The 22351-nt window shown below is 67.9% G+C and carries 19 protein-coding genes and 1 pseudogene; 7 read left to right on the forward strand and 13 right to left on the reverse strand.

The features are described 5' to 3' along the window. Positions 1 to 4 precede the first annotated feature (4 nt). Positions 5 to 1288 (reverse strand): alanine racemase, encoded by a 1284-nt coding sequence (locus tag D9V32_RS08555; protein ID WP_245982199.1) that lies wholly within the window; start codon positions 1286 to 1288, stop codon positions 5 to 7. A 198-nt stretch (positions 1289 to 1486) separates the two neighbouring features. Between D9V32_RS08555 and D9V32_RS08560 the strand changes: the two genes are divergently transcribed. After that, on the forward strand, positions 1487 to 1891 hold the full coding sequence (locus D9V32_RS08560) for a RidA family protein (protein WP_121648495.1): 405 nt from the start codon (positions 1487 to 1489) through the stop codon (positions 1889 to 1891). 59 nt (positions 1892 to 1950) lie between these two features. On the opposite strand, the gene D9V32_RS08565 is transcribed toward D9V32_RS08560, so the two are convergent. Continuing rightward, positions 1951 to 2328, reverse strand: coding sequence for an ArsR/SmtB family transcription factor (locus D9V32_RS08565; protein WP_121648496.1), 378 nt, complete (start codon positions 2326 to 2328; stop codon positions 1951 to 1953). An 83-nt stretch (positions 2329 to 2411) separates the two neighbouring features. Between D9V32_RS08565 and D9V32_RS08570 the strand changes: the two genes are divergently transcribed. After that, positions 2412 to 3749: an FAD-dependent oxidoreductase gene (locus D9V32_RS08570; RefSeq protein WP_121648497.1), complete on the forward strand. Its 1338-nt coding sequence runs from the start codon at positions 2412 to 2414 to the stop codon at positions 3747 to 3749. Positions 3750 to 3775: 26 nt separating this feature from the next. Here the strand turns inward: D9V32_RS08570 and D9V32_RS08575 are convergent, their stop codons facing one another. The 4 genes from D9V32_RS08575 to D9V32_RS08590 all read right to left on the reverse strand — a co-directional run bounded on the left by D9V32_RS08575 (position 3776) and on the right by D9V32_RS08590 (position 7333). Further along, positions 3776 to 4828 (reverse strand): Gfo/Idh/MocA family protein, encoded by a 1053-nt coding sequence (locus D9V32_RS08575; RefSeq protein WP_121648498.1) that lies wholly within the window; start codon positions 4826 to 4828, stop codon positions 3776 to 3778. A 135-nt stretch (positions 4829 to 4963) separates the two neighbouring features. Then, entirely contained in the window at positions 4964 to 5398 is a 435-nt protein-coding gene (locus tag D9V32_RS08580; protein ID WP_121648499.1) for a DoxX family protein, read from the reverse strand. 145 nt (positions 5399 to 5543) lie between these two features. Next, positions 5544 to 5996: a Fe-S cluster assembly sulfur transfer protein SufU gene (sufU, locus tag D9V32_RS08585; RefSeq protein WP_121648500.1), complete on the reverse strand. Its 453-nt coding sequence runs from the start codon at positions 5994 to 5996 to the stop codon at positions 5544 to 5546. Between the two features lie 47 nt (positions 5997 to 6043). Then, positions 6044 to 7333, reverse strand: coding sequence for an aminotransferase class V-fold PLP-dependent enzyme (locus tag D9V32_RS08590; RefSeq protein WP_121648501.1), 1290 nt, complete (start codon positions 7331 to 7333; stop codon positions 6044 to 6046). Positions 7334 to 7585: 252 nt separating this feature from the next. Between D9V32_RS08590 and D9V32_RS08595 the strand changes: the two genes are divergently transcribed. Continuing rightward, positions 7586 to 8497, forward strand: a complete 912-nt coding sequence (locus D9V32_RS08595) for an amidase domain-containing protein (protein WP_121648502.1) — start codon at positions 7586 to 7588, stop codon at positions 8495 to 8497. A gap of 57 nt (positions 8498 to 8554) precedes the next feature. Here the strand turns inward: D9V32_RS08595 and D9V32_RS08600 are convergent. The 3 genes and pseudogenes from D9V32_RS08600 to D9V32_RS08610 form a co-directional block, all read right to left on the reverse strand. Next, positions 8555 to 9247, reverse strand: a pseudogene (locus D9V32_RS08600) (2-oxo acid dehydrogenase subunit E2); the annotation flags it as partial. A 4-nt stretch (positions 9248 to 9251) separates the two neighbouring features. Continuing rightward, on the reverse strand, positions 9252 to 10283 hold the full coding sequence (locus D9V32_RS16475; RefSeq protein WP_121648504.1) for an LLM class flavin-dependent oxidoreductase: 1032 nt from the start codon (positions 10281 to 10283) through the stop codon (positions 9252 to 9254). After that, positions 10280 to 10912 carry a TetR/AcrR family transcriptional regulator gene (locus D9V32_RS08610; RefSeq protein ID WP_220700678.1) on the reverse strand — a complete coding sequence of 211 codons (633 nt, stop codon included), beginning with the start codon at positions 10910 to 10912 and terminating at the stop codon, positions 10280 to 10282. The genes D9V32_RS16475 and D9V32_RS08610 overlap by 4 nt, the downstream gene beginning before the upstream one ends. A 115-nt stretch (positions 10913 to 11027) precedes the next feature. On the opposite strand from D9V32_RS08610, the gene D9V32_RS08615 reads away from it, so the two are divergent. Together D9V32_RS08615 and thrC are read left to right on the forward strand one after the other, a co-directional pair. After that, positions 11028 to 12305, forward strand: coding sequence for an MFS transporter (locus D9V32_RS08615; RefSeq protein ID WP_183086246.1), 1278 nt, complete (start codon positions 11028 to 11030; stop codon positions 12303 to 12305). A 111-nt stretch (positions 12306 to 12416) separates the two neighbouring features. After that, complete coding sequence (gene thrC / locus D9V32_RS08620; protein WP_121648507.1) at positions 12417 to 13844, forward strand: threonine synthase; 1428 nt, start codon at positions 12417 to 12419, stop codon at positions 13842 to 13844. Positions 13845 to 13919: 75 nt separating this feature from the next. Here thrC and pgm read toward each other — a convergent pair whose 3' ends face one another. Further along, positions 13920 to 15566, reverse strand: a complete 1647-nt coding sequence (gene pgm / locus D9V32_RS08625) for a phosphoglucomutase (alpha-D-glucose-1,6-bisphosphate-dependent) (protein ID WP_121648508.1) — start codon at positions 15564 to 15566, stop codon at positions 13920 to 13922. A gap of 76 nt (positions 15567 to 15642) precedes the next feature. On the opposite strand from pgm, the gene pheA reads away from it, so the two are divergent. Both pheA and gdhA read left to right on the forward strand, forming a co-directional pair. Beyond that, entirely contained in the window at positions 15643 to 16599 is a 957-nt protein-coding gene (gene pheA / locus D9V32_RS08630; RefSeq protein ID WP_121648509.1) for a prephenate dehydratase, read from the forward strand. 289 nt (positions 16600 to 16888) lie between these two features. Further along, positions 16889 to 18238: an NADP-specific glutamate dehydrogenase gene (gene gdhA, locus D9V32_RS08635; RefSeq protein WP_121648732.1), complete on the forward strand. Its 1350-nt coding sequence runs from the start codon at positions 16889 to 16891 to the stop codon at positions 18236 to 18238. A gap of 69 nt (positions 18239 to 18307) precedes the next feature. On the opposite strand, the gene D9V32_RS08640 is transcribed toward gdhA, so the two are convergent. The 3 genes from D9V32_RS08640 to D9V32_RS08650 form a co-directional block, all read right to left on the reverse strand. After that, positions 18308 to 20152 (reverse strand): amidase family protein, encoded by a 1845-nt coding sequence (locus D9V32_RS08640; RefSeq protein ID WP_121648510.1) that lies wholly within the window; start codon positions 20150 to 20152, stop codon positions 18308 to 18310. Between the two features lie 35 nt (positions 20153 to 20187). After that, positions 20188 to 21078: a hypothetical protein gene (locus D9V32_RS08645; RefSeq protein WP_121648511.1), complete on the reverse strand. Its 891-nt coding sequence runs from the start codon at positions 21076 to 21078 to the stop codon at positions 20188 to 20190. 234 nt (positions 21079 to 21312) lie between these two features. Beyond that, the gene (locus D9V32_RS08650) at positions 21313 to 22317 is read right to left on the reverse strand and encodes a diacylglycerol/lipid kinase family protein (protein WP_121648512.1); all 1005 of its coding nucleotides are present in this window, start codon (positions 22315 to 22317) and stop codon (positions 21313 to 21315) included. Positions 22318 to 22351 lie beyond the last annotated feature (34 nt).

The raw sequence follows: 22351 nt of genomic DNA on the forward strand, positions 1-22351 counted from the left end.
TCGCCTAACCGAACTCGGTGGTGATGACGTCGACCGCGCGCGGACGCTCGGCGCGCACATCATCGATCAGCACCAGGGCCCGCCACTTATCGAAGGTCGTGCAGGGGTGGGAGAGCCCGAGCCGGACCACGTCGCCCACCGAGATCTCGCTGCCCGCGGCCAGCTCCACAAACGTGTGCTGGTCATTCATCGCGGTGACGCGCGCCCCCGGCAGCTCCTCGACGCGCTCGCTGCCCAGGTGGCGCACGCCCTGCACCTCGGGCAGGCCCTCATCGAACGGGAAGTCGCGCTTGCCGCCATCGAGCAGGGCGAGGCCGGGCTCCGGCCGGGACACCACGGTGGACCACCCGTGGATCGCCGAGCGAAACTCCCGCGAACCGCCGCGGCCAAGCGGGGTGATCCCGCGGTAGAAGCCGTCGTCATGGGAGATGTAGGCCCCCGAGCGCAGCAGAACCTCGCGGCCCTCCGCGGGGGCGTGCCGCGCGGCGAGCACCTCGGCCACGACGTCGAAGTAGGCGCTGCCGCCCGCGGTCACGATCGCCGAGTCGATGCGCGGATCGTAGCTGTCGCGCAGGGCGTCGTCGAGACCCGCGAGGCGAGTCAGGTAGTCGCGAATGATGGTGAGGGACGCCGCGTCGCCGTGGTGGGCCAGCGCGCCCTCGTATCCCGCAACACCCGCGAGGGCGAGCACTGAGGAGGCGGACACCGCGGACGCGATCTCGACGGCCTCCTCGTGGGTTCGTGCGCCGGTGCGGCCGCCGTGCTGGCCGAGCTCCACGAGCACCTCGAGCGGCCGCACCGCGGGTTCGGTGCGCAGCACGGTGTCCATGATCTCGACCGCCCGCAGGGAGTCCGCCCACACCACGATCCGGGTGTTCGTCTCGCGCAGTGCGGTGCCCACGAGCCGCAGATAGGCGGGCTGCACCAGGGCGTTCGCGAGCATGATGCGCGGGATGCCCCAGCCCAGCGCGACGCTCAGCTGCCAGGGCGTCGCCACCGTGATTCCCCAGGCACCGGCTTCCAGCTGCTGCAGCCACAGTGCCCGGCTCATGGTGGTTTTGCCGTGCGGGGCGAGGCCCACGCCGGCGCTCTCGCACCAGCCACGCATCGCCTCGATGTTGTCGCGAATCGCACCCTGATCGACGCTCACGAGCGGGGTCGTCAGTGAATCCAGCGGTGGCTGCGTAGCGCGCAGCGCCTCGGGGGTGATGCCGGCCGGCGCGGGCGGAAACGCCTTCAGTGGGCCGGAAGCGAGCGGATGGGCCATCGGGTCGATCGCGCCTGTCATCGGTAAAACCCCTGCCTGATTGGTGGGGCGTCCTCGCCCCGGTCTCGACGACCGTGTCCGTGGGCAGATCGTTGTCGCCGAGTGCTTGCACCCGCCCTACGTATGTTCTAGCATCGGGAATCGAACGCCGTCAACAGGTTGGCGCCCGGGGCGCGTTCGTCGCACCGGGTCCGGCATCCCCGCCCGAAAGGCCCCATCGTGTCAGAACGCATCGCCATTTCCACCACCGACGCCCCCGCCCCCGCGCACACCTTCTCGCAGGGCGTGCGCAAGGGCCCGTTTGTGCAGGTGTCCGGTCAGGGTCCGGTGGACCCCGCAACCAACGAGTACCTCTTCCCCGGCGACGTGGCCGCCCAGACCACCCGCACCCTGCAGAACGTTGAGGCGATTCTCGCGGCCGCCGGTGCCACGTTTGACGACGTGATGATGCTGCGCGTCTACCTCACCAAGCGCGAGGACTTCCCGATCATGAACGACGCCTACGGTGAGTTCGTCTCGGCTCGCGTCACCTCGGGTGTGCTGCCCGCCCGCACCACCGTGTTCACCGGCCTGCCGCGCGAGGAAATGCTCGTCGAGATCGACGCGATCGCGCTGACCGACTAGTCGATTACGCAACGCACAACGCCCCTCCCGAACCTGAGTCGGGAGGGGCGTTGTGGATTTTAGGAGCCGTTATCCGCCGCGCAGCAGGCCTCGCGACCCTCGGGCGTCGCGCTGGCAATGCTGGCCAGGAGGCGCACCGGGGTGGCCAGGGCCTCGCAGCAGAGCTCGTAGACGTTCGCGCGGCCGCGCGGGGTGACGGTCACGAGCTCCAGCTCGCGCAGCGGTGCGAGGTGGTGGCTGACCAGGGTTTGGCTGAGGCCCGAGGCATCGGTGAGTTCGCGCACCGTGAGGGGGCCGTCGGCGAGGAGCAGGACGAGGTGCAGGCGATTCGGGTCGCCGAGTGCACGCATGAGTGGCGCAAGGGCGTGAGCGCGCGCCGCGGGGTCATCTCCGGATTTCCGGGGCAGGGGCGTGAGCTCAAGGGTCGTGATGGTCATGTATCCAGTATTGCATGTCATTACTTCTATTAACAGTCTATGCTGTTGATACCTGTCAATCTGCATGAATGAATGGACGTGCCATGTCTCACCCCACTCCGGATCCCAAACTCCCCGTCATCGTGATCGGTGCCGGACCGATCGGGCTCTCGGCCGCCGCCCACCTGGTGACCCGCGGCCTACGCCCGCTCGTGCTCGAGGCCGGCGAGTTCGCCGGTTCCGCGGTGCGCGAGTGGGGGCACATCTCGCTGTTTTCCCCCTGGGGATTCAATACCGACCCGGCGGCCCGCGCTCTCCTGGAACCGCGCGGATGGGTCGCCCCCGACCCCGAGCGGGTGCCCACCGGGGCCGAGCTGGTGCGTGAGTACGTGCAGCCGCTCGCGACCGCACCGGAGATCGCGCCGCACATCCGTTACGGCGCGCGGGTGATCGGGGTGGGTCGTCGCGGCATCGATAAGACGCGCTCGGTGGGGCGCGAACGCCACTCCCTCGTGGTTCGGGTCGAGACCGCGGGCGGGGTGCAGGAAATTGCCGCGGCCGCGGTGATCGACGCTTCCGGCACCTGGTCCACCCCCAATCCGCTGGGGGCCAGTGGGTATCCGGCGGCCGGGGAGTCCGCGTGTGCGCCGTGGCTCGTCGGCGCGCTCCCCGACGTTTTGGGGCGTGATCGCACGCGCTTCGCCGGTCGCTCAACCCTGGTAGTGGGCCTCGGACACTCGGCCGCCAACACGCTGCTCGCGCTCGTGGAGCTTGCCGAATCCGAGCCGGACACCGAGATTTTCTGGGGGATCCGAGGCCACTCCCCGCACCGTCTCTACGGCGGTGGCGATGCCGATGAGCTCCCCGCCCGCGGAGCGCTCGGGACGCGCCTGCGTGCCGCCGTGGCCGATGGCCGCATCACCCTGCTGAGAGACTTCGCGATCCACTCCCTGGCCGCGACCCCGTCCGGACGGGTCAAGGTGAAGGCCGATGGATCCACCGAGATCGTGGTGGATGCCATCGCCGCGGCCACGGGATTCCGCCCGAATCTCGACATGCTTCGCGAGGTGCGACTCGACCTCGACCCCGTGGTCGAGGCGCCGGCCCAGCTCGCCCCACTGATCGACCCCAACCACCACTCCTGCGGCACCGTCGAGCCCCACGGGGCCGAAATTCTTGCCCAGCCGGAGGCGGGCGTGTTCATCGTGGGCATGAAGAGTTACGGTCGTGCACCCACGTTCCTGCTGGCCACGGGATATGAGCAGGTGCGCTCGGTGGTGGCCGCAATTGCCGGCGATCACGAGGCTGCCGCGCGGGTGGAACTCATCCTGCCGGAATCCGGAGTGTGCTGCGTGGCCCCGGGAATCCCCGAGCCGCGCCCCACAGCCGGTTTTGCGACCGGTCTGGAGCACGGATTCGCGGGTGAGGTTTCGCGGGGCTAGCCGCCGGTGCGCGGGGGTGGGATTCCCTACACCCGCGCGCTGAGCTCCGCCCCCGGCCGCGGTGCCAGGCCCGCGGCACGGTAGGCGGCATCCACCAGCCGCAGGGTGTGCAGTGATTCGGTGATGCTCACCGGGAAGGTGGCGTCGCCTCGGACGGCCGCGCGGAAGGCGTCCAACTGGAAGTCGAACGAGGCGCGGGTGCCCAGGTGCTCGGTGATGGGGGCGTCAGCGGGGCCGAAAATCAGGCGGTCATCGAGCTGGGGGAGCACGAAGTCCGGGACATCCAGGGCGCCCGCGGTGCCGGTGATGCGCAACGAGAACTCCATGTCGGCTGCGTCCATCGAGGAGGAGACGTGCACCGGGGTGCCGTCGGGGTAGGTGAGTTCGGCGGTGAGGGAGCGATCCACCTCGGCGTCCTCCGGGCGGGCCAGGGCGGTGGCCGAGACCACCCGCGGCGTGCCACCGAAGTGCGCGCCCAGGCTCTCGGCGGCGTGCAGGGCGTAGCAGCCGACGTCCATGACGCTGCCGCCGGCGAGGGCGAGGCTCCAGCGCGGGTCTGAATCCGCGGGGGCGGGGATCTCCGAGCGAATCGTGATGCCCTGAACCGTGCCGAGCTGCCCGGAGCCCAGAACCTCGTGCACGCGCAGCCACAGCGGGTGCATCGCGTAGTGGAACGCCTCGGCGAGCACCAGGCCGGACCCGGCCGCGCGCCTCGCGAGCGCCTCCATCTGGTCGGCATTGGCCGCGATGGGCTTCTCCACGAGCACGTGCTTGCCCGCGTCGAGGGCTCGGGCGGCCCACTCGGCGTGCTCGGAATTCACCAGCGGCACGTAGACGGCCTCGATATCGGGGGATCGCAGCAGGGCGGCGTAGTCGCTTTCGGCGCGGAGGAAGCCGTGCTCGGCCGCGTACTCGCGGGCGCGCTGGGGATCGCGGGCGGCCACGGCCACCAGGACGTCGCCGGCGGCGGTCGCCGCCGGAATCAGGGAGCGGCCGGCGATCCGGGCGGCACCGAGTACGCCGAGGCGCAGCGGGCGGCGGGGCACGGGAATGGAGCGGGTGGCGGGAGAGGGCATCATTGGTCTTCCGAAACGTGGTGCGGGGAATGCGGCAGCCGTGCCGCGCGGTGCGTTCAACTCTACTCGCGTGTCGACAGAAAAATCCGCCCCCGAAACCCAGGGGGAGGGCTTCGAGGGCGGACGTGTGTGGGGTGCCTAGGCGGCGACCGCCGAGCGTCCGCGACGCAGGTTCGTCACCAGGCGATCGGCGGAGTATGCGCCGGGGCCGGTCAGCGCGAGGGCCGCGGCACCGGCGGCGAGGGCCAGAACGAGCTCATAGCCGCCCGCATCCACGAAGATTCCCGCGGAGGCGTGCACCAGGAAGAGGGCACCGAGCATGTCGATCACGAGCAGGGCGGCGACGATGCGGGTCGCGAGGCCGAGGATCAGCGCCGCACCACCCACGATCTCGAGGATCGCGACGGCCGGGCCCACCAGCTCGGGCAGGGGCACGCCCATGCCGCGGAACGCCTCGGTGGTGCCGGCGAGGGTGTACTCGGTGAGTTTCTGCCAGCCGTGCGCAAAGAAGACGACGCCGAGCGCGATGCGCAGGATCGCGAGGCCGAGGGATGAGGTGGTCGTCGGGGTCAAGATGGGCTCCTTCGATCGGAAATAGATTGTCGCTACAACTATTTCCGGGATCGGAGTCGATCGAAACCACCGCCGCGCGCCTCCCAGGGCTTTGCCAGGGGGGCCGCGTGATTCGTGTGGCGCAGGGGAGTGCCCCACGGCCGCGCTACTTCGCCGCGCTCTCCATCATCGCGCCCTCCAGGGCGGTCCAGGCGAGCATCGCGCACTTTACGCGGGCAATATAGCGCGAGACACCCTCGAGGGCGGCGGCGTCACCGAGTGGTTCGTCATCCTCCACGCCGGCACCCTTTGACTGCATGAGCTCACGGAACAGGCCGATCCGCTCGGGCAGCTCGGCCACCGGCAGGCCCGCGGTGAGGTCGGTCAGCAGCGAGGCCGAGGCCATCGAAATCGAGCAGCCCTGGCCCTCCCAGGCGAGCTTTTCGACGTGCTCACCCGAGGAATCGGTGACGAGCTGCAGGGTGATCTCGTCACCACAGGTGGGGTTCAGCTGGTGGTTGCTGGGGTGCGGTTCGGGGCGCAGGCCAAAGCCGTGCTTCTGCTTGGAAGCCTCGAGGATGACCTGCTGGTACAGGGAGGCGAGTTCGGGTGAGCCCATGATGGCAGCTCCAGTTTCTAAATCTGAGTGGGGAGTGAGGCGGGGGTTTAGTCGGTGAGGCCGAAGTAGGCGCGGACCTCGCCGAGGGCGTCGATCACGGCGTCAATCTCGGCGGTGGTGTTGTAGAAGTAGGGGCTGATCCGGGTCGAGGCGGTGACCCCGAGACGGCGGTGCAGCGGCTGGGCGCAGTGGTGGCCCACGCGGATCGCGATGCCGCGGTCATCGAGGTACTGGCCCACATCGTGTGCGTGGACACCCTCAACATCGAGCGCCACGACGCCCGAACGCAGGGCGGCATCACTCGGACCGAGCACGCGAATGCCCGGAATCGCGGCGGCCCCGCGGTACATGCGCGCGCCGAGGTCGGCCTCGCGCTCGTGGATGCGGTCGAGGCCCACGGCGTCCAGATAGTCGATCGCCGCGGCCAGACCGATGGCCTGCGCCACCTGCTGCGTACCCGCCTCGAAACGCTGCGGCGCGGGCAGATACTCGGCCTTTTCCAGCGTGACGGTGGTGATCATCGAACCGCCGGTGAGGAACGGCGGCAGCGCGTTCAGCAGCTCGGAGCGGCCATAGAGCACGCCAATACCGGTGGGTCCGAGCATCTTGTGGCCGGAGAACGCGGCAAAGTCCACATCCAGCTCGCGGACGTTCACGCCCATGTGCGGCACCGACTGGCAGGCATCCAGCACCACGAGGGCACCGACCGCGCGGGCGAGCGCCACGAGCTCGGCCACCGGGTTGATGACCGCGGAAACGTTTGAGACGTGGGTGAAGGCCAGCAGCTTGACCTCGGAGGTGATCAGCGCGGCGGCGGCATCCATGTCGAGGGTCGCGTCATCCAGCACCGGAATGACGCGCAGGGTCGCGCCGGTGCGCGCCGCGAGCTCCTGCCAGGGGATGAGGTTGGCGTGGTGCTCGCCCTCGGTGGTGACGATGACGTCGCCCGCGCCGATCGCGAAGCGTCGCGCGGACTCACCGCCGAGGCCAGCGCTGGCGTTAGAGATGCCGTAGGCGATGAGGTTCAGTGCCTCGGTGGCACCGCTCGTCCACACCACCTCGTCGATATCGGCACCGATGAAACCGGCGACCTTCGCGCGGGCATCCTCAAAGCGCTCGGTCGCGAGGGCCGCGAGGGTGTGAGCGCCGCGGTGCACGGCGGCGTTGTGGTGCTCGTAGAAGTCGCGCTCGGCGTCGAGAACCGCGGTGGGTTTCTGTGAGGTCGCACCGGAGTCGAGATACGCGAGGCGGTGGCCGTTCACCTCCTGATCCAGGGCCGGGAAGTCGGCAGCGTAAACCGCGGCGGCGGCATCGTCGATCGGGAGGTTCTGGGTCATGGGTGCTGATTCCTCTGCCCGGTGGGGCACGTTGGGGGTGGGCACTGCTCACAGTGGGCAACACTCGGCGGGGAACGAGCATTCCCCGTACCCCCATTCTCTCGTGCGCGGGCCCGCACGGCCACCCGGGTTACGACACCCGGGGCGCGCCGCCGATTCTCGGCCCGCCGGGAAGCTCGCGTCTAGTTCTCAGGAAGCGCAACCTAGGATGAACTCGACACACTGCTTGTTGAGACCTGTGAAAGGCCCCCCGTGCGCACTCGAATTCCCGCCCTCGCCCTGAGCGGCCTGCTTGCCGTGACCCTCGCCGGCTGCTCGGCCTCCGCCCCCGAAACCTCGGGTGCCCCGCAGAGCTCCGCGAGCGCCGAGTCCGGTTCGTCCGCGGCCACCCTCACCAAGCTTTCGCAGACCACCGGTGCGCTCGCCGGTGGCAGCACCCTGACCCTCACCGGTGAAAACCTCACCGGCGTGACCAACGTGCACTTCGGCACCGAGGACGCCGGCGATATCACCGTGAAGAACCCCACCACGATCGAGGTCACCGTGCCCTCCTCGTTCAACTACGTCGTGGGCAAGGTGCCGGTCACCGCACTCGTGGGCGAGAAGCCCATTGCCGGCAGCGTCGACTACAACTACGAGGTCAAGACCGACGTCGACCGCCAGATGGCCTACCTCTTCAAGCACTGGAACAACTACAACACCGCGCAGTGGGGCGACATGAACTCCGGCGGTGGCGACTGCGCCAACTTCACCAGCCAGGGGCTCATCGCCCGCGGCTGGCAGCAGAACTCCAAGTGGAGCAGCCCCGGTGTGAACGTCGCCTCCTCCACCGAGTCCTGGCGCTTCGTACCCACCATGGATAAGTGGCTGACCGACGAGTCCTCCACCCTGGGTCTCACCAAGCTCGGCCTGAACGACCGCGACAAGCTCAAGGTCGGCGACATCGGCATCTTCCTCTGGACCGGCGAGGGCCGCCCCGACCACGTCATGACCGTGTCCAGCGTCAAGAAGGTCAACGGCCACATCAAGGTTGCCTTCGTCTCACACAACCTCGACGGCGACTACCGCGACCTCGACGAACTGATCAAGGACAAGAACGCCGCCAACAAGCCCGGCCAGGAAATGAAGGCCTGGTTCTACTCGGTCCCCGAGACCAAGGCGTAGCCCGCGGTCGGTAGGTGTCGGTTCGCGTCCCGGAAACGAAGGCGTAGCCCTCGGCCACTAGGCGAGGAGGATCGCGGGGTCTTCGAGTACCGCAGCGATGTCGGCGATAAAGCGACTCATGGCGTCGCCATCGACCACCCGGTGATCAAACGAACCGGCGACGGTGGCGACCCAGCGTGGCACGATTTCGCCATCCACCACCCAGGGTTTCTGCCGGATCGTGCCCACCGCGACGATTCCCGCCTCACCCGGATTGATCATGGGCGTGGCCGCATCAACACCGAAAATTCCGATGTTTGTGATCGTGATCGTCCCGTCGCGTTGATCGGCGGGGGTCGTGCGGCCGGCGCGAGCCGTGGCGGCGAGGGTGCCCAGTGCCGCGGCGAGATCGTGGGCGGAAAGCTCCTGAGCATTCTTGATGTTGGGTACCAGGAGACCCCGCGGCGTGGCCGCGGCGATACCGAGGTTTACGCCCGGGTGCATCTCGATCACCGCTCCATCCGGGCCGTCCACCCAGCGGGCATTGATCATCGGCGTGCGGCCCACGGCCCAGAGCACCGCGAGGGAGACAACGAGCAGCGGGGTAACCCGAACGTCGGCGTAGTCGGGGGAGAGCTTGAGCCGCGAAACGTACTCGATGGTGCGGGTGGCATCCACTTCGGTCCAGACCGACACCTGCGGGATGGTAAATGCGGACCTCGTCATCGCCGCAGCGGTCGCCTTGCGCACCCCCTTGACCGGGATAACTTCGGACTCAGGCATCTCTTTCCCATCCAATCGCCGGCACAATGTGATCGCGAATGGTTTCCAGCAGGCGCAGGTTGTGGTCGACGCCGAGGATGTTGGGGATCGCGACGAGCAGGGTATCGGCCGACATGACGGCCGCATCTCGGGTGAGCTCCTCGATGATCCGATCTGGGGCCCCGATGAAGCTCTTCCCGAACCGGGAGATCGCACCACCGAGTACGCCCACCTGCTCCCGTGAGGCATTCGCTGCGGCCCCGTAGAGTTCAGAATCCCGCTGCGAGACGATCGGCAGGATGCTGCGCACCACCGCAACGCGACGGTTCCCGGTATAGCCGGCCGCCGAGCGAGCGGCGTGAAAACCTCGAATCTGCTCTGCTTGAAGCTCGCTGAAGGGAATGCCGGTGTCCTCTGAGAGCAGCGTGCTGCTGAGGAGGTTCAGGTCCTGCTCGCCGGCCCACTGCGCACTGTGGCGGGTCGCGGATCCCCACCAAATTCGCTCCCCGAGCGTCGGTGAGTGGGGCTCGACGGACAGCGGAAGGCTCACGCCGGTCTCACCAGGATCGGTCTCGGCCACGGATGCTCCGACGATTGCCGCCCGGAACGCCTCGGTGTGTTCGCGCGCCATATCGGCCGCGTTCTCGCCCTCGCGTGGGTGGAAGCCGAAGCGCTCGTATCCGCGTCGCGCGGGTTCCTGGGATCCTCGGCTCAGCCCGAGCTGGAGGCGAGAGTTACTGATGAGGTCGGCGGAGGCGGCGAGCTCCGCCATCAGCAGTGGGTTTTCATAGCGCATGTCGATGACGGCGGTGCCGATCTCGATCCGCGATGTCCGCGCTGCGATGGCGGCAAGGAGGCTCCAGGGGCTTGAGAACTGGCGCTGAAGGTGGTGAACGCGGCTCCACGCCCCGTCGAGACCGAGCTCCTCGGCACCCACGGCGATCTCTATGCCCTGTCGGAGGGCATCGCCGGCCGTCCTGGCGGACGCTCCCGGAGTGTTTTGGTGGTGCCCAAAGGAGAGGAACCCGAGTCTGCGCGCACTCACCGGGACACCTCCGCGCTGGCATCGGGGAATGCGACCATCGCAAAGTCCACCGCCTGGAGGAGGTCCTCGCGGCCGATGCCGCTTGCGGCCTGCACGGTCAGGCCGGTCGCGACCGTGAGGTAGTAGCGGGCGAGTGCTGCCGGATCGGTCTGCGGCGGAAAGTCGCCGTCGTCACGCGCCTGCTCGAAGCGAAGCTGCATGCCGTGCCGGACCTCCTCGCGCCGCCGCGCGAGTTCATCCTGCACATCGGCGTTCTCGGCCGCCCCCGTCAGCGCGCCCTGCACGAGCAGGCAGCCGGTGGGCTGGCCCTCGCTCGTTGCGCTGATCACGACGCTGGTCAGCATCTGGCGGGCGGCCGCGCGGCCCGTTGGCTGCGCGGCGGCCGCCCGTAGGTTCTCGGCCGAAAAGCGCATGTATCGCTCGACCACTCGGTCGAACAGGGCGCGCTTGTTCCCGAACGCCGCGTACAGGCTCGGCGGGTTGATGCCCATCGCCTCGGTCAGCTCGGAAATCGATGTTGCCTCGTATCCGCGCCGCCAAAACACGTCGACCGCGCGGTCGAGGGCCTGTTCGAGGTCAAAGGTTCGGGTTCGTCCACGAGACATGTTCCACCAATCTGTAATGGTCACTATATTAATCTGTTATAACTGTAACGGGCACTACAGAATTAGTCCACTCGCACGCGAAACCGTGCGGTGTCGACGGCTCCGCACCGTGTCCGTCTTCCCAGTGAAAGGTCCTCCCGTGACAGAAAAACCCCGTTCCTCCCCCTCGAGGCTGGCCATGCCGGTGATCGTGCTCTCGGTCTTCGTCGTGCCGTTGGCGATCTCGGGAATGGGGGTGCTCCTGCCCACCATTGCGCGCGATCTTGGTGCCTCGCCATTCCTGCTGCAGGCGGTGGTCAACGGATTCAACGCATCCTTCGCCATCTTCACCCTGGTGTGGGGAGTGCTCTCCGACCGCCTGGGGTATCGCGCCACGGTCATCCTCGGGCTCGTGTTCTTCACGGCTGGTTCCCTCGTGAGCACGGTCGCAGCCGACCTGGTGGTGCTCGACATCGGGCGCATCCTGTCCGGCATTGGCGGTGCCGCGGTGTTCACCGGAGCGGCATCGATCATGTCGAACGCCTGGGAGGGGCCGGCGCGGGCGCGAAACTTCGCGATCTTTGGCACCGTCATCGGTATCGGCTCGGCCATCGGCCCGGTAATCGCGGGCGTGCTCACCGGGTGGCTCGGGTGGCGCGGCGTCTTCATCGTGTTTGGCATCGTGACCGTACTTGCCCTGGTGTTCAGCCGTGCCCTTCCGCAGATCAGGCACGAACCGCAGCCCGGCCGGAAGGTCGTTGACTTCGGGGTTCTGCGCAACCCCCACTTCCTCGCCCTCGCCCTCGTGCCCGTCGCTACCGCGATCGGGGCGATCACGCTCGGCACCTACCTCCCGGTCGCGTTCGGCGCGATCTACGATCTCTCCGCCTCCTCGGCCGGCCTCTTCATGCTGTTCATGATGGTGCCAATCGTGGTGGCACCCCTGGCCGTGTCGAAAGCGATTCACCGCTTCGCCGGAATCACGCCGATGGGTGTGATCTATGTGGCCCTGATCGCGATGATCATCGGTGATGGCGCGCTGCTCGTGATCTCACCGGATGTCGCAATCTGGTGGGCGATCCCGGGCATGCTCCTGATCGGCGCTGCCTTTGGCATGACCATCGGGCTCGTGGATGGCGAGGCCCTGGCCCAGGTGCCCCCGCACCGCTCGGGGGCCGCAGCCGGAGTCCTGAACTTCGTGCGCGTGGGCAGCGAGGCCGTGGTGATCGCGGCCTTTGCGGCGATCGTCGCGGCACTCATCTTTGCGAGCCTCGGCGATCAGGGCGTCGCCGATGCCACCGCCGCGGGGATCCCCGGTCATGGCGCGGACTACGCGGCCGCATTCCGTACCGTTTTGCTCGTGATGATCGGGGCCAATATCGTCCTGACGGTTATCGTGGCGGCGCTGCACCGCACGCACCTGCGCCGCTCGCGCTGAGTGGCAACCACCGCGGCCGACGCACCAACGTGCACCGGCCGCGGTGTTCTTCTCCCCGGCGCGCCCGGTAGGCTGGATTTCTCACAGACCCCCGAGGAGAAAGGCGCGGAATTGCAGTACATCTCGACGCGCGGCCACGCTATTGGCCAGTATTCCGACGTTCTGGTTGAGGGCCTTGCCCCGGACGGCGGCCTCGCCGTTCCCGAAACCATGCCCACCGTCTCCGCGGAAACGCTGGAGAGCTGGCGTTCGCTGAGCTACGCCGACCTCGCCGCCGAGGTCATCGGGCTCTTCGCGACCGACATTCCTCGTGAGGACCTCACCCGCCTCACCCACGCCGCCTATGCCGCCGAGAAGTTTGAGGCCGCTGAGACCGTACCGCTGACCGACATCGGCCGCGGCATGACCCTGGTGGGCCTGTCCGAGGGGCCGACGCTGGCCTTCAAGGACATGGCCATGCAGTTCCTCGGTGAGGCCATGGAGTACGTGCTCGCCAAGACCGGTAGCAGCCTCAACATCCTCGGTGCCACCTCCGGTGACACCGGATCCGCCGCCGAGTACGCCTTCCGTGGCCGCGAGCGTATCTCGATCTTCATGCTCTCCCCGCTCGGCCGGATGAGCGCCTTCCAGCGTGCGCAGATGTACTCGCTGCAGGACGCCAACGTGCACAACCTCGCCGTGGCCGGTGTCTTCGACGACTGCCAGCACCTGGTGAAGACCCTCGCCGAGGACCTCGACTTCAAGCGTGCGCAGCACCTCGGCGCGGTCAACTCGATCAACTTTGGTCGGATTTCCGCGCAGATCGTCTACTACGTGTGGGCCTGGCTGCGCGCCACCGACGCCGAAGACGCCGAAAAGCGCGCCGGTTTCCCGGTCTCCTTCGCGGTGCCCTCGGGCAACTTCGGTAACATCCTCTCGGGCTACTACGCGAAGCTCATCGGCGTGCCGATCCGCACCCTGGTGCTCGCCTCGAACGAGAACAACGTGCTGGACGACTTCTTCCGCACCGGCATCTACCGCCCGCGCACCTCGGCGGAAACCCTCGCCACCTCGAGCCCCTCGATGGACGTCTCCAAGGCCTCCAACCTCGAACGCTTCATCTTCGACTTCGTGGGCCGCGACCCCGAGCGCACCGCCGGTCTCTGGCGTGAGCTGGGCGAAAACGGATTCTTCGACCTCAGTGCCGAGCGCGAGCGCTTCGCCGCCGAGTACGGCTTCGTGAGCGGCACCAGCACCCACACGGATCGCCTGGACACCATCCGCTCCTTCGCCGAGAGCGCGGACATCACGCTCGATCCGCACACCGCGGACGGCGCGAAGGTGGCCCTGCCGCACGTCGAGGCCGGGGTGCCCATGCTCGTTCTGGAAACCGCCAAGCCGCGGAAGTTCCCGGAAATCATCGCCGAGGCCCTGGGCTCCGCCCCCGAGCCCTCCGCCGAAACCCGCGCCCTGATGGATGCCCCGCAGCGCGTCGAGGAGATCCCCGCGGACGCCGACGCACTGCGCGCGTACATCGCCGAGCGTGCCGTGGGTCGCTAGCAGCAAGTCACCACACGCAACACAAACAGAACCGGCCGGCCCCGAAAGGGACCGGCCGGTTCTGTACTGCGTGAGCTAGGCGTTACCGAGGGCCGCGGCCACGATCGCGCGCGCCTCCTCCTGCACCTGCACCAGGTGCTCGGCACCGCGGAAGGACTCCGCGTAGATCTTGTAGACGTCCTCGGTACCGCTCGGGCGGGCCGCAAACCAGGCGTTCTCGGTGACGACCTTGAGGCCGCCGAGGGCCGCATCGTTACCGGGGGCGTGCGAGAGCGCGGCGATGATCTTCTCGCCGGCCAGCTCGGTCGCGGTGACCGCGGCGGGGTCGAGCTTTGCCAGCGCGGCCTTCTGCGCGGGCGTCGCCGGGGCATCGATGCGCTCATAGGCCGGGTCACCAAAACGCTCGGTGAGTTCGCGATACAGGGTCGAGGGGCTCTTGCCGGTGGCCGCGCGAATCTCGCTCGCGAGCAGGGCGAGCAGAATGCCGTCCTTATCGGTGGTCCACACGGTGCCATCGAGGCGCAGGAAGCTCGCCCCGGCGCTCTCCTCGCCGCCGAAGCCCACCGAGCCGTCGATCAGGCCCGGCACGAACCACTTGAAGCCCACCGGCACCTCCCACAGCTCGCGGCCAAGCTGGGCGGTCACCCGGTCGATCATCGAACTCGACACCAGGGTCTTGCCCACCTTCGCATCGCGCTGCCAGGAGAAGCGCGTGCGATACAGGTAGTCGATCGAGACGGCGAGGAAGTGGTTTGGATTCATCAGGCCGCCATCGGGCGTGACGATTCCGTGCCGGTCGGCGTCGGCGTCATTACCGGTGAGGATGTCATAGTCCGCGCGGTGCTCCAGGACCGAGGCCATCGCGTTGGCGCTCGACGGGTCCATCCGGATCTTTTCGTCCCAGTCGAGCGTCATGAACGCCCAGCGCGGGTCAACCTCGGGGTTCACCACGGTCAGGTCGAGGTGGTAGCGATCGGCGATGGCCTGCCAGTAGGTGACGCTCGCGCCGCCCAGGGGGTCCGCACCGATGCGGATTCCGGAGTCACGAATGGTGTCGAAGTTGATGATCTGAGCCAGCGCCTCAACGTAGGCACCGCGGAAGTCGTAGCGCTCAATCAGCACGGGCGGCTGCTCAAAATCGATCTCCGGTACCGACTTCACCTCGGCCAGGCCGCCGGCGATGATCTCGTTTGCGCGATCGGCGATCCAGCCGGTGGCATCCGAATCGGCGGGGCCGCCGTGCTCGGGGTTGTACTTGAAACCGCCATCCGCGGGCGGGTTGTGGCTCGGGGTAACGATGATGCCGTCGGCCCGATCCGCGCCGGTGCGGGTGCGGTTGTAGTCGATGATCGCGAGGCTCAGTGCCGGCGTCGGCACCGCCTCATCGTGGGTGTCGATCAGCACGCGCACGCCGCCGGCCACCAGCACGCGCAGCGCGGTGGCGAGCGCGGGGGCGCTCAGGGCGTGGGTGTCGGCACCGAGAAACAGGGGCCCGGTGAGGCCGTGCTCGGCGCGATACTCGACGATGGCCTGTGTGATCGCCAGGATATGCGCCTCGTTGAAACCGGTGCGGAGGGAGGATCCGCGGTGCCCGCTGGTTCCAAAGACCACTCGCTGCTCGGGCACCGAAACATCGGGCGTGAGGGAATAGTAGGCGGCGATCAGGTCGTCAATACTGATCAGATCGGATTCGAGGGCACGGGTGCCGGCGCGGTCGCTCATACGGTCATTCTGCCAGGTTCGAGCCGGGAAAGCCGGGAACCGGGCGTAGTTGGCTACCGGGCACTATGCTCAAAGCATGTCTGACGCGTCCCTGCCCGCCCCCACCCGCACCTATAGCTACCTGGGTCCGCGCGGTACGTTTACCGAGCGGGCGCTCGCGCAGGTGCCCGAGGCGGTGGGCCAGACCTGGCGTCCGGTGCAGAACCTGGGCGAGGCGTTAGACGACGTCATTTCGGGCCGCAGCGATGCCGCGATGATCGCGATCGAGAACTCCATCGACGGTGGCGTATCGGTGGCCCAGGACGCCCTCGCTACCGTGCCCGGCCTGCGCGTCATTGGCGAATACCTGGTACCGGTGAGCTTTGACCTGGTGGCTCGCCGCGGTACAAAGCTCGAGAACATTCGCGTCCTGAACGCCCACCCGGTGGCCTACGCGCAGAGCCGTGAGCTGCTCGACGTGCGTCTTCCCGGGCACGGCCACATCCCGGCCGCCAGTAACGTGGCCGCCGCCGCCGACCTCCTCGAAACCGGGCATGCCGATGCCGCGGTGGCCCCGCCCGGCATCACCGACCACTACGACCTCGAGGTGCTGCTGAGCGATATCGGCAGTAATAAGAACGCCGTCACCCGCTTCCTCCTGGTCAGCACCACCCGGGTCATTCCCGCGCGCACCGGTGCCGACAAAACGAGCCTGATCGCCGAACTTCCGGGCAACGAATCCGGTGCGCTGCTCACCATGCTGGAGCAGTTTTCCGCCCGCGGGGTCAACATGTCGATGATCGAATCGCGCCCGGTTGGCGACGAAATGGGCCGCTACCGGTTCATCATCGACGCCGAGGGGCACATTTTGGATGAGCGGATGGCGGAAGCCCTGCTGGGTCTGCGTCGCAGCCTCGCCCGGCTCACCTTCCTGGGGTCGTATCCGGCCGCGGATCGCTCCGCCATTACGGTTGATCCGCGCTTCTCCGACACCGTCTTCCTCGACGCCCGCGAGTGGTTGCGCGACATTCTTGGGGCCGATTCGCGCCCCTAATGCGGCCAATCGAGGAAAATGCTCAAAATTGCACGCGGACGCGTTAACGCGGAGTTTCCGCGGATTTGAGCCAGAGTTTGGCAATGAACGGGTGCCCCGTCATGGAAAAAAGGTTGCCTAGGAGGCATCCCGGATTGACGTGACCCCCGTTGCCAAGCGAAACTAACACTTGGCCCCATAAGGGCCGCGAACCGCAACGCTGCGTTTTCCACTAGGAGTGGTCGGCGCACGCTGTCGGCCCTGAAGACCGCAGCGTTCCCCCCGTTCCGAGAGAGTTTCCTTCGTGTCTATCCCCTTTGCAACTTCCGACACCGTTCGCCCCGTCTTTGAAGCCGCCGTTGCTCGCAACGCCGGAGAGCCCGAGTTCCACCAGGCCCTGCACGAGGTGCTGGAGTCTCTCGGTCCGGTTCTGGCCGAGCACCCCGAGTACGTCGAGGCCGGTATTCTCGAGCGCCTGGTCGAGCCCGAGCGCCAGATCTTCTTCCGCGTGCCGTGGGTCGATGACTCCGGCGCCGTACGCGTCAACCGCGGTTACCGCATCCAGTTCAACTCGGCCCTCGGCCCGTACAAGGGTGGCCTGCGCTTCCACTCCTCGGTCAACGCGTCGATCATCAAGTTCCTCGGTTTCGAGCAGATCTTCAAGAACGCTCTGACCGGCCAGGGCATCGGTGGCGGCAAGGGTGGTTCGGACTTCGACCCGCACGGTAAGTCGGAGGGCGAGGTCATGCGCTTCTGCCAGTCCTTCATGACCGAGCTGCACCGCCACATCGGCGAGTACACCGACGTTCCCGCCGGCGACATCGGCGTGGGCGGCCGCGAGATCGGCTACCTGTTCGGCCAGTACCGTCGCCTGACCAACCGCCACGAGTCCGGTGTCCTCACCGGTAAGGGCCTGGGCTGGGGTGGCGCGCAGGTGCGCACCGAGGCCACCGGTTACGGTGCCGTGTTCTTCACCCAGGAGATGCTCGCCACCCGTGGCGAGGAGATCGAGGGCAAGACCGCGATCGTGTCCGGTTCGGGCAACGTCGCGATCTACGCCATCCAGAAGATCTCGCAGCTGGGCGGAAAGGCGATCACCGCCTCCGACTCCTCCGGTTACGTCGTCGACGAGGCCGGTATCGACCTTGACCTGCTCAAGCAGATCAAGGAGGTTGAGCGCCTGCGCATCTCGGTTTACGCCGAGCGTCGTCCGTCGGCTCGCTTCGTTGCCGGTGGCAGCGTGTGGGATGTTCCCGGCCAGATCGCCCTGCCGTGTGCCACCCAGAACGAGCTGAGCGCCGAGGCTGCAGCAACCCTGATCAAGAACGGCGTCCAGGCCGTTGCCGAGGGTGCAAACATGCCCTGTGTACCGGAGGCCGTCGAGGCATTCCAGGCCGCCGGTGTCCTGTTCGGTCCGGGTAAGGCCGCCAACGCCGGTGGTGTGGCCACCTCCGCACTCGAGATGAGCCAGAACGCTGCCCGTCAGCACTGGAGCTTCGCCGACTCGGAGCTGCGCCTGCACTCGATCATGTCCGGTGTGCACAAGGCCTCGTTCGAGGCCGCCGAGCGCTACGGTCAGCCGGGTAACTACGTGCTGGGTGCCAACGCCGCCGGTTTCGTCCGCGTGGCCGACGCAATGCTCGCCCAGGGCGTTATCTAGTCTTCGTCACAGCACGCCGCGGCCCGGCACCCCTCGTGGGTGCCGGGCCGCGGTTTTGTCTGTCTGCTACTACTTCGCCAGCGCCGGGAACAGCGCCGGGGTGGTGCGGTAGTGGGTGGCCTGCTCGAACGAGTAGGCGAGGCCGATCAGCGGGCCCTCGGCGAAGTCGCGGCCGAGGAACTCGAGGTTGACCCCGGCACCCACCGGGCCGCCGTCCGCGGCGATGGACTGCCCCATCGGTACGGTGATGGCCGGCATTCCGGTGTTCGGGCTGAGGCGCATGTTGGTGCCGAGGCTCGCATACGGGTTGCCCGAGGGGTAAACCAGAGCGTCGAGGTTCTGGTCGTTCAGCATGCCGGTGACCAGGGTCTTTCCGGCGGCCAGCTGCAGCGTGTGCGAGCCCTGGGGCCCGGCCCACGCCTGGTAGGTGTCCTCGGTCACAGCGCCACGCTGCAGGTAGGTGCTGCGACGGGAGGGCACGAACTTGCCCGAGTCGACGATCTGGTTCAGCGAGCGGGCGGTTACCTCGGGGGCGAGGTGGGCGGCCGCATAGTTGTTGAGATCGTGATTGAGCTCGGGGGTGCTGCCGCTGGCTTCGGCGAGAACGCGGTTGAAGTCGGCGGTGGGGGCAATGTCCACGACGGTCGCGCCCTGAGCTTCCAGGGTGGCCCGAGCGTCGGCGAACAGGCGCACGGTGGTCGGGTTGGTGCCGATCATCGTGGTGACCACTCCGATCCGTTTGCCCTTCAGCGCGGTGGGGTCGAGCGAGGCGGTGTAGGAGGTGGGCACCTTACCCGCCTGGGTGGAGGTTACCGGATCGGCCGCATCGATTCCCGGTACGGTGTCCAGCGCGATTGCCGCATCGGTGACGCTGCGGGCGAGGGGGCCGCCGGTGTCCTGGCTGAGTGCCAGCGGGATGATGCCATCGCGGCTCGCGAGGCCCACCGTCGGGCGAATGCCCACGAGCTGGTTGTACGTCGACGGGATGCGGATCGAACCACCGGTGTCGGTGCCGAATCCGAGCCCGGCAAGGTTTGCCGAGACCGCCGCACCGGTGCCACCGCTGGAACCTCCGGCGGACTGCGTGGTGTTGTACGGGCTCGCAACCAGCAGCGAGGAGCCGGCGGGCTGACCGGCCGAGAACTCCGAGACAAACCCGAAGGCGAACTCGTCCAGGCTGGCCTTCGCGAGGATCACGGCCCCGGCCTTACGCATGCCGGTCACCATCGCGGCATCCGTGCTGGTCTGGTTGTTCTCCCAGCAGCCACAGCCACCGGTGGTGGGCATATCCGCGGTGTCATAGTTGTCCTTGACCACGATCGGGATGCCGAGCAGCGGCCCGGTCATACCCTTTTCCATGCGGAGCTCATCGGCGCTCGCCGCGGCCTTCAACGCGACGGTGCTGGTGGTGATGATCGAGTTCAGCGCGCGCCCGCCGGCACCGGTGTCCACGACCGGGCGGTCGTAGGCGGCGATGCGATCCAGGTACTGCTGGGTAATCTTCACCGAGGTGGTGACGCCCGCGTTCATCGCGGCCTGCATGTCGAGCACCGAGGCCTCCACGAGGGAGAACGGGCCGTCGTTGTAGACCATGCGCTGGGAGAGCGCGGCGAGGTCGTGCACGGTGATGACACCGTCGTGGTCGGTGTCGGCCGGGGCAACCTTTGCCCAGTCGGCATCGGTGCTGCGGGTGCCGAGGTGGGCGGTGAGCACGTCGAGATCCTCGGTGGTGACGCGGTGATCCCCGGTGAGGTCGAGCTCGGTGTAGTACGGCGCGAGCAGTGCGCCGCCCTCGGCGGGTGCCGCCTGGGCGGCGGGAACCAGGGCGATACCGGTAGCACCGAGCAGCAGCGTGGTGCCCACGGCGGTCAGGGTGCGGAGCGTGCGGGCCCCGCGAGGCGACGCGGTGTTCATGGGGTGGGCTTCTTTCCGGGTGCGGGTCAGGGGGCTCATCGGGTGGCCTTTCGTGCGCGCATCAGGACCAGGCCGATACCGGCGGCGGCGAGGGCAACGAGGAGGGAGGCGCCGATCGCGACACCGGTGCTCGGCAGCCCGCCGGGCTCACCCGTGCCGGGGTCGCCCGGGGTGGCGGAGGAGGTCGGAGTGTCGGTCGGGGAGGGGGTTGCGGTACCGCCGGGGGTTTCGCTACTGCCCGGGGTGGGGGTGGCCGTGCCGTCCGGCCCACCGGGGGTGGGCGTCGGGGTAGTGGTGCCGCTTGGCACATCGGTGGGAGTACTGGTCGACGGGGTGGGCGTGGGCGTTCCCCCGGTGCCACCGGACGGGGTGGGGCTCGGGCTCGGCGAGGTGCCGGGATCAACCGCGAGTACGCGCACCGTCGTGCTCGGCAGCGCGGTGACGCTCGTGCCGGCACCGCTGCCATCGACCAGGGTGAGGCTCGATAGCGCGATCGTGGCGGTACCCGATCCGGCTGCGGTGAGGCGGGCGGTGAGGGTGATGTCGCCGTTCAGCGCGGGGGAGGAACCCAGCCGGGTGTGTACGATGTCCTCTCCGGTGGCGGTAACTCGGGCCGAGGTGAAGCCTCCGGTGGGGCCGTTCACACCGTGCTCATCGGCGGTGAGCAGTGCGGGATCGGCGGCGAGGCCGGCCTGCAGGGCGAAGGTGTCACTCACGCCGGTGAGGTGAATGGTGACGGGCACCGGATCGCCGGCCGTTACCGACTCGGGCGCGGTCAGGGTGACGGTGGGGACGGCCGGTGCGGCGATTGCGGGGCCGGCGAAGCCGAGCACCCCGGTCAGGGCGAGAACGCCGGTGAGGATGCCGGCGCGTACTCCCGGGTGCTGCGCGAAACGCGGCCGGCTTTTGGGTATGGAAATGGACATGGGGCAGGGTCCTAACTGGTGCGGGAAGTACCAAGACCGAGCGCCCACAGCGAGACCCCGACCGCACATGTGTGGTGGCGATCTGGCGCTGCGAAGGGGAATGGCGAATCGACGGTGGTGGGGAAGTACCCGTGGTGCGGGAACCGCCGTGGCGGTTGTCTCACACAGTAGGGTCGCGATGTTCGCCCCCGATTGCGGCCGCGTTTCGGCCGTGTTACAGCTCCCCAGACCCGCCTAGGTCAGCTCGAGGGCGGGCACGCGAACCACGAGCGTGCCCGGCTCGGTGCCGACCTTCGCGCTCACGATGCTGCCGATCACGTCGCCATCGATCTCGAAGTCCTGCGGTTCGTCCAGCCGCACATCCACCTCGGGGGAGCGCAGGTAGCTGATCGTCTTGGTGCCCTTGCGCCCACGAGTGACCGTGATGATGCGCTGGCCGATGCGACTCTTGCGCAGCGAACCGTTTTCCCAGCGCAGCTTACGCCACACCTTGAGCCAGCCGAACAGCCCCGCGGGCTGCAGCACCGCCATGTCGAGCTGGCCATCATCAATCGCCGCATCCGGCATGAGCTCGAGGCCCCCGGGAAGGCTGCCGCAGTTACCAAACAGAATCGTCGAGACGGAGACGCTGTGCTCGGATCGCCCGGCGAGCCGGTAGCGCAGCTTGAAGGGGCGCGCACCGGGAAGTGCCCGCATGCCGGCATCCACGTAGGCGAGCCAGCCCACCGCGCGCTTGAGTGCGGGGTTGGTATTGGCCATGATCGTGGCGTCCAGCCCGATCCCGGCCATCACGAGGAACGAGTGTTCGGAGCGCTCACCCCGGTCATTCACCACCCGCATGATGCCCATGTCGATGGTGCGGGAGTGCCCGGCAAAACCGATGTGGGCGGCGGTATCAAGATCTCCGAGGGGGAGGAAGAGGTTGCGTGCCAGCAGGTTGCCGGTACCGCTGGGCAGCAGCGCCAGGGGCACCCCGGTACCGCGCAGCGAATCGGCCACGTCACGCACGGTGCCATCGCCACCGGCGGCAAAAACAAGGGAGGCGCCGTCGGCCAGGGCCTCGCGGGTGATTCCCGCACCCGGGTCGGCCTCGCTGGTTTCATACCAGCGGGTACGCTCCCAGCCGGCGTGCTCGGCGGCGGTGTTGATCGCAGCCTTGAGCTCCGGCAGCTTCACCTTGACCGGGTTGTAGATGACGGCTGCGCGGGGCCGTTCGGGGGAGGGGCGCGACGGATTCATGATCCGACGATAGCGTGCTTTTCTCCAGAAGCGG

Source organism: Mycetocola tolaasinivorans (assembly GCF_003667565.1).
GTDB classification, from domain to species: Bacteria; Actinomycetota; Actinomycetes; order Actinomycetales; family Microbacteriaceae; genus Mycetocola; species Mycetocola tolaasinivorans.

Excerpts from the sequence above, each read along its gene's own strand:
- D9V32_RS08575 (WP_121648498.1), bottom strand. The coding sequence starts at position 4,828 with ATGATGCCCTCTCCCGCCACCCGCTCCATTCCCGTGCCCCGCCGCCCG.
- D9V32_RS08565 (WP_121648496.1), bottom strand. The coding sequence starts at position 2,328 with ATGACCATCACGACCCTTGAGCTCACGCCCCTGCCCCGGAAATCCGGA.
- pheA (WP_121648509.1), top strand. The coding sequence starts at position 15,643 with ATGTCTGACGCGTCCCTGCCCGCCCCCACCCGCACCTATAGCTACCTG.
- D9V32_RS08555 (WP_245982199.1), bottom strand. The coding sequence starts at position 1,288 with ATGACAGGCGCGATCGACCCGATGGCCCATCCGCTCGCTTCCGGCCCA.
- D9V32_RS08645 (WP_121648511.1), bottom strand. The coding sequence starts at position 21,078 with ATGTCCATTTCCATACCCAAAAGCCGGCCGCGTTTCGCGCAGCACCCG.
- D9V32_RS08590 (WP_121648501.1), bottom strand. The coding sequence starts at position 7,333 with ATGACCCAGAACCTCCCGATCGACGATGCCGCCGCCGCGGTTTACGCT.
- sufU (WP_121648500.1), bottom strand. The coding sequence starts at position 5,996 with ATGGGCTCACCCGAACTCGCCTCCCTGTACCAGCAGGTCATCCTCGAG.
- D9V32_RS08640 (WP_121648510.1), bottom strand. The coding sequence starts at position 20,152 with ATGAACACCGCGTCGCCTCGCGGGGCCCGCACGCTCCGCACCCTGACC.
- D9V32_RS08650 (WP_121648512.1), bottom strand. The coding sequence starts at position 22,317 with ATGAATCCGTCGCGCCCCTCCCCCGAACGGCCCCGCGCAGCCGTCATC.
- D9V32_RS08570 (WP_121648497.1), top strand. The coding sequence starts at position 2,412 with ATGTCTCACCCCACTCCGGATCCCAAACTCCCCGTCATCGTGATCGGT.
- pgm (WP_121648508.1), bottom strand. The coding sequence starts at position 15,566 with ATGAGCGACCGCGCCGGCACCCGTGCCCTCGAATCCGATCTGATCAGT.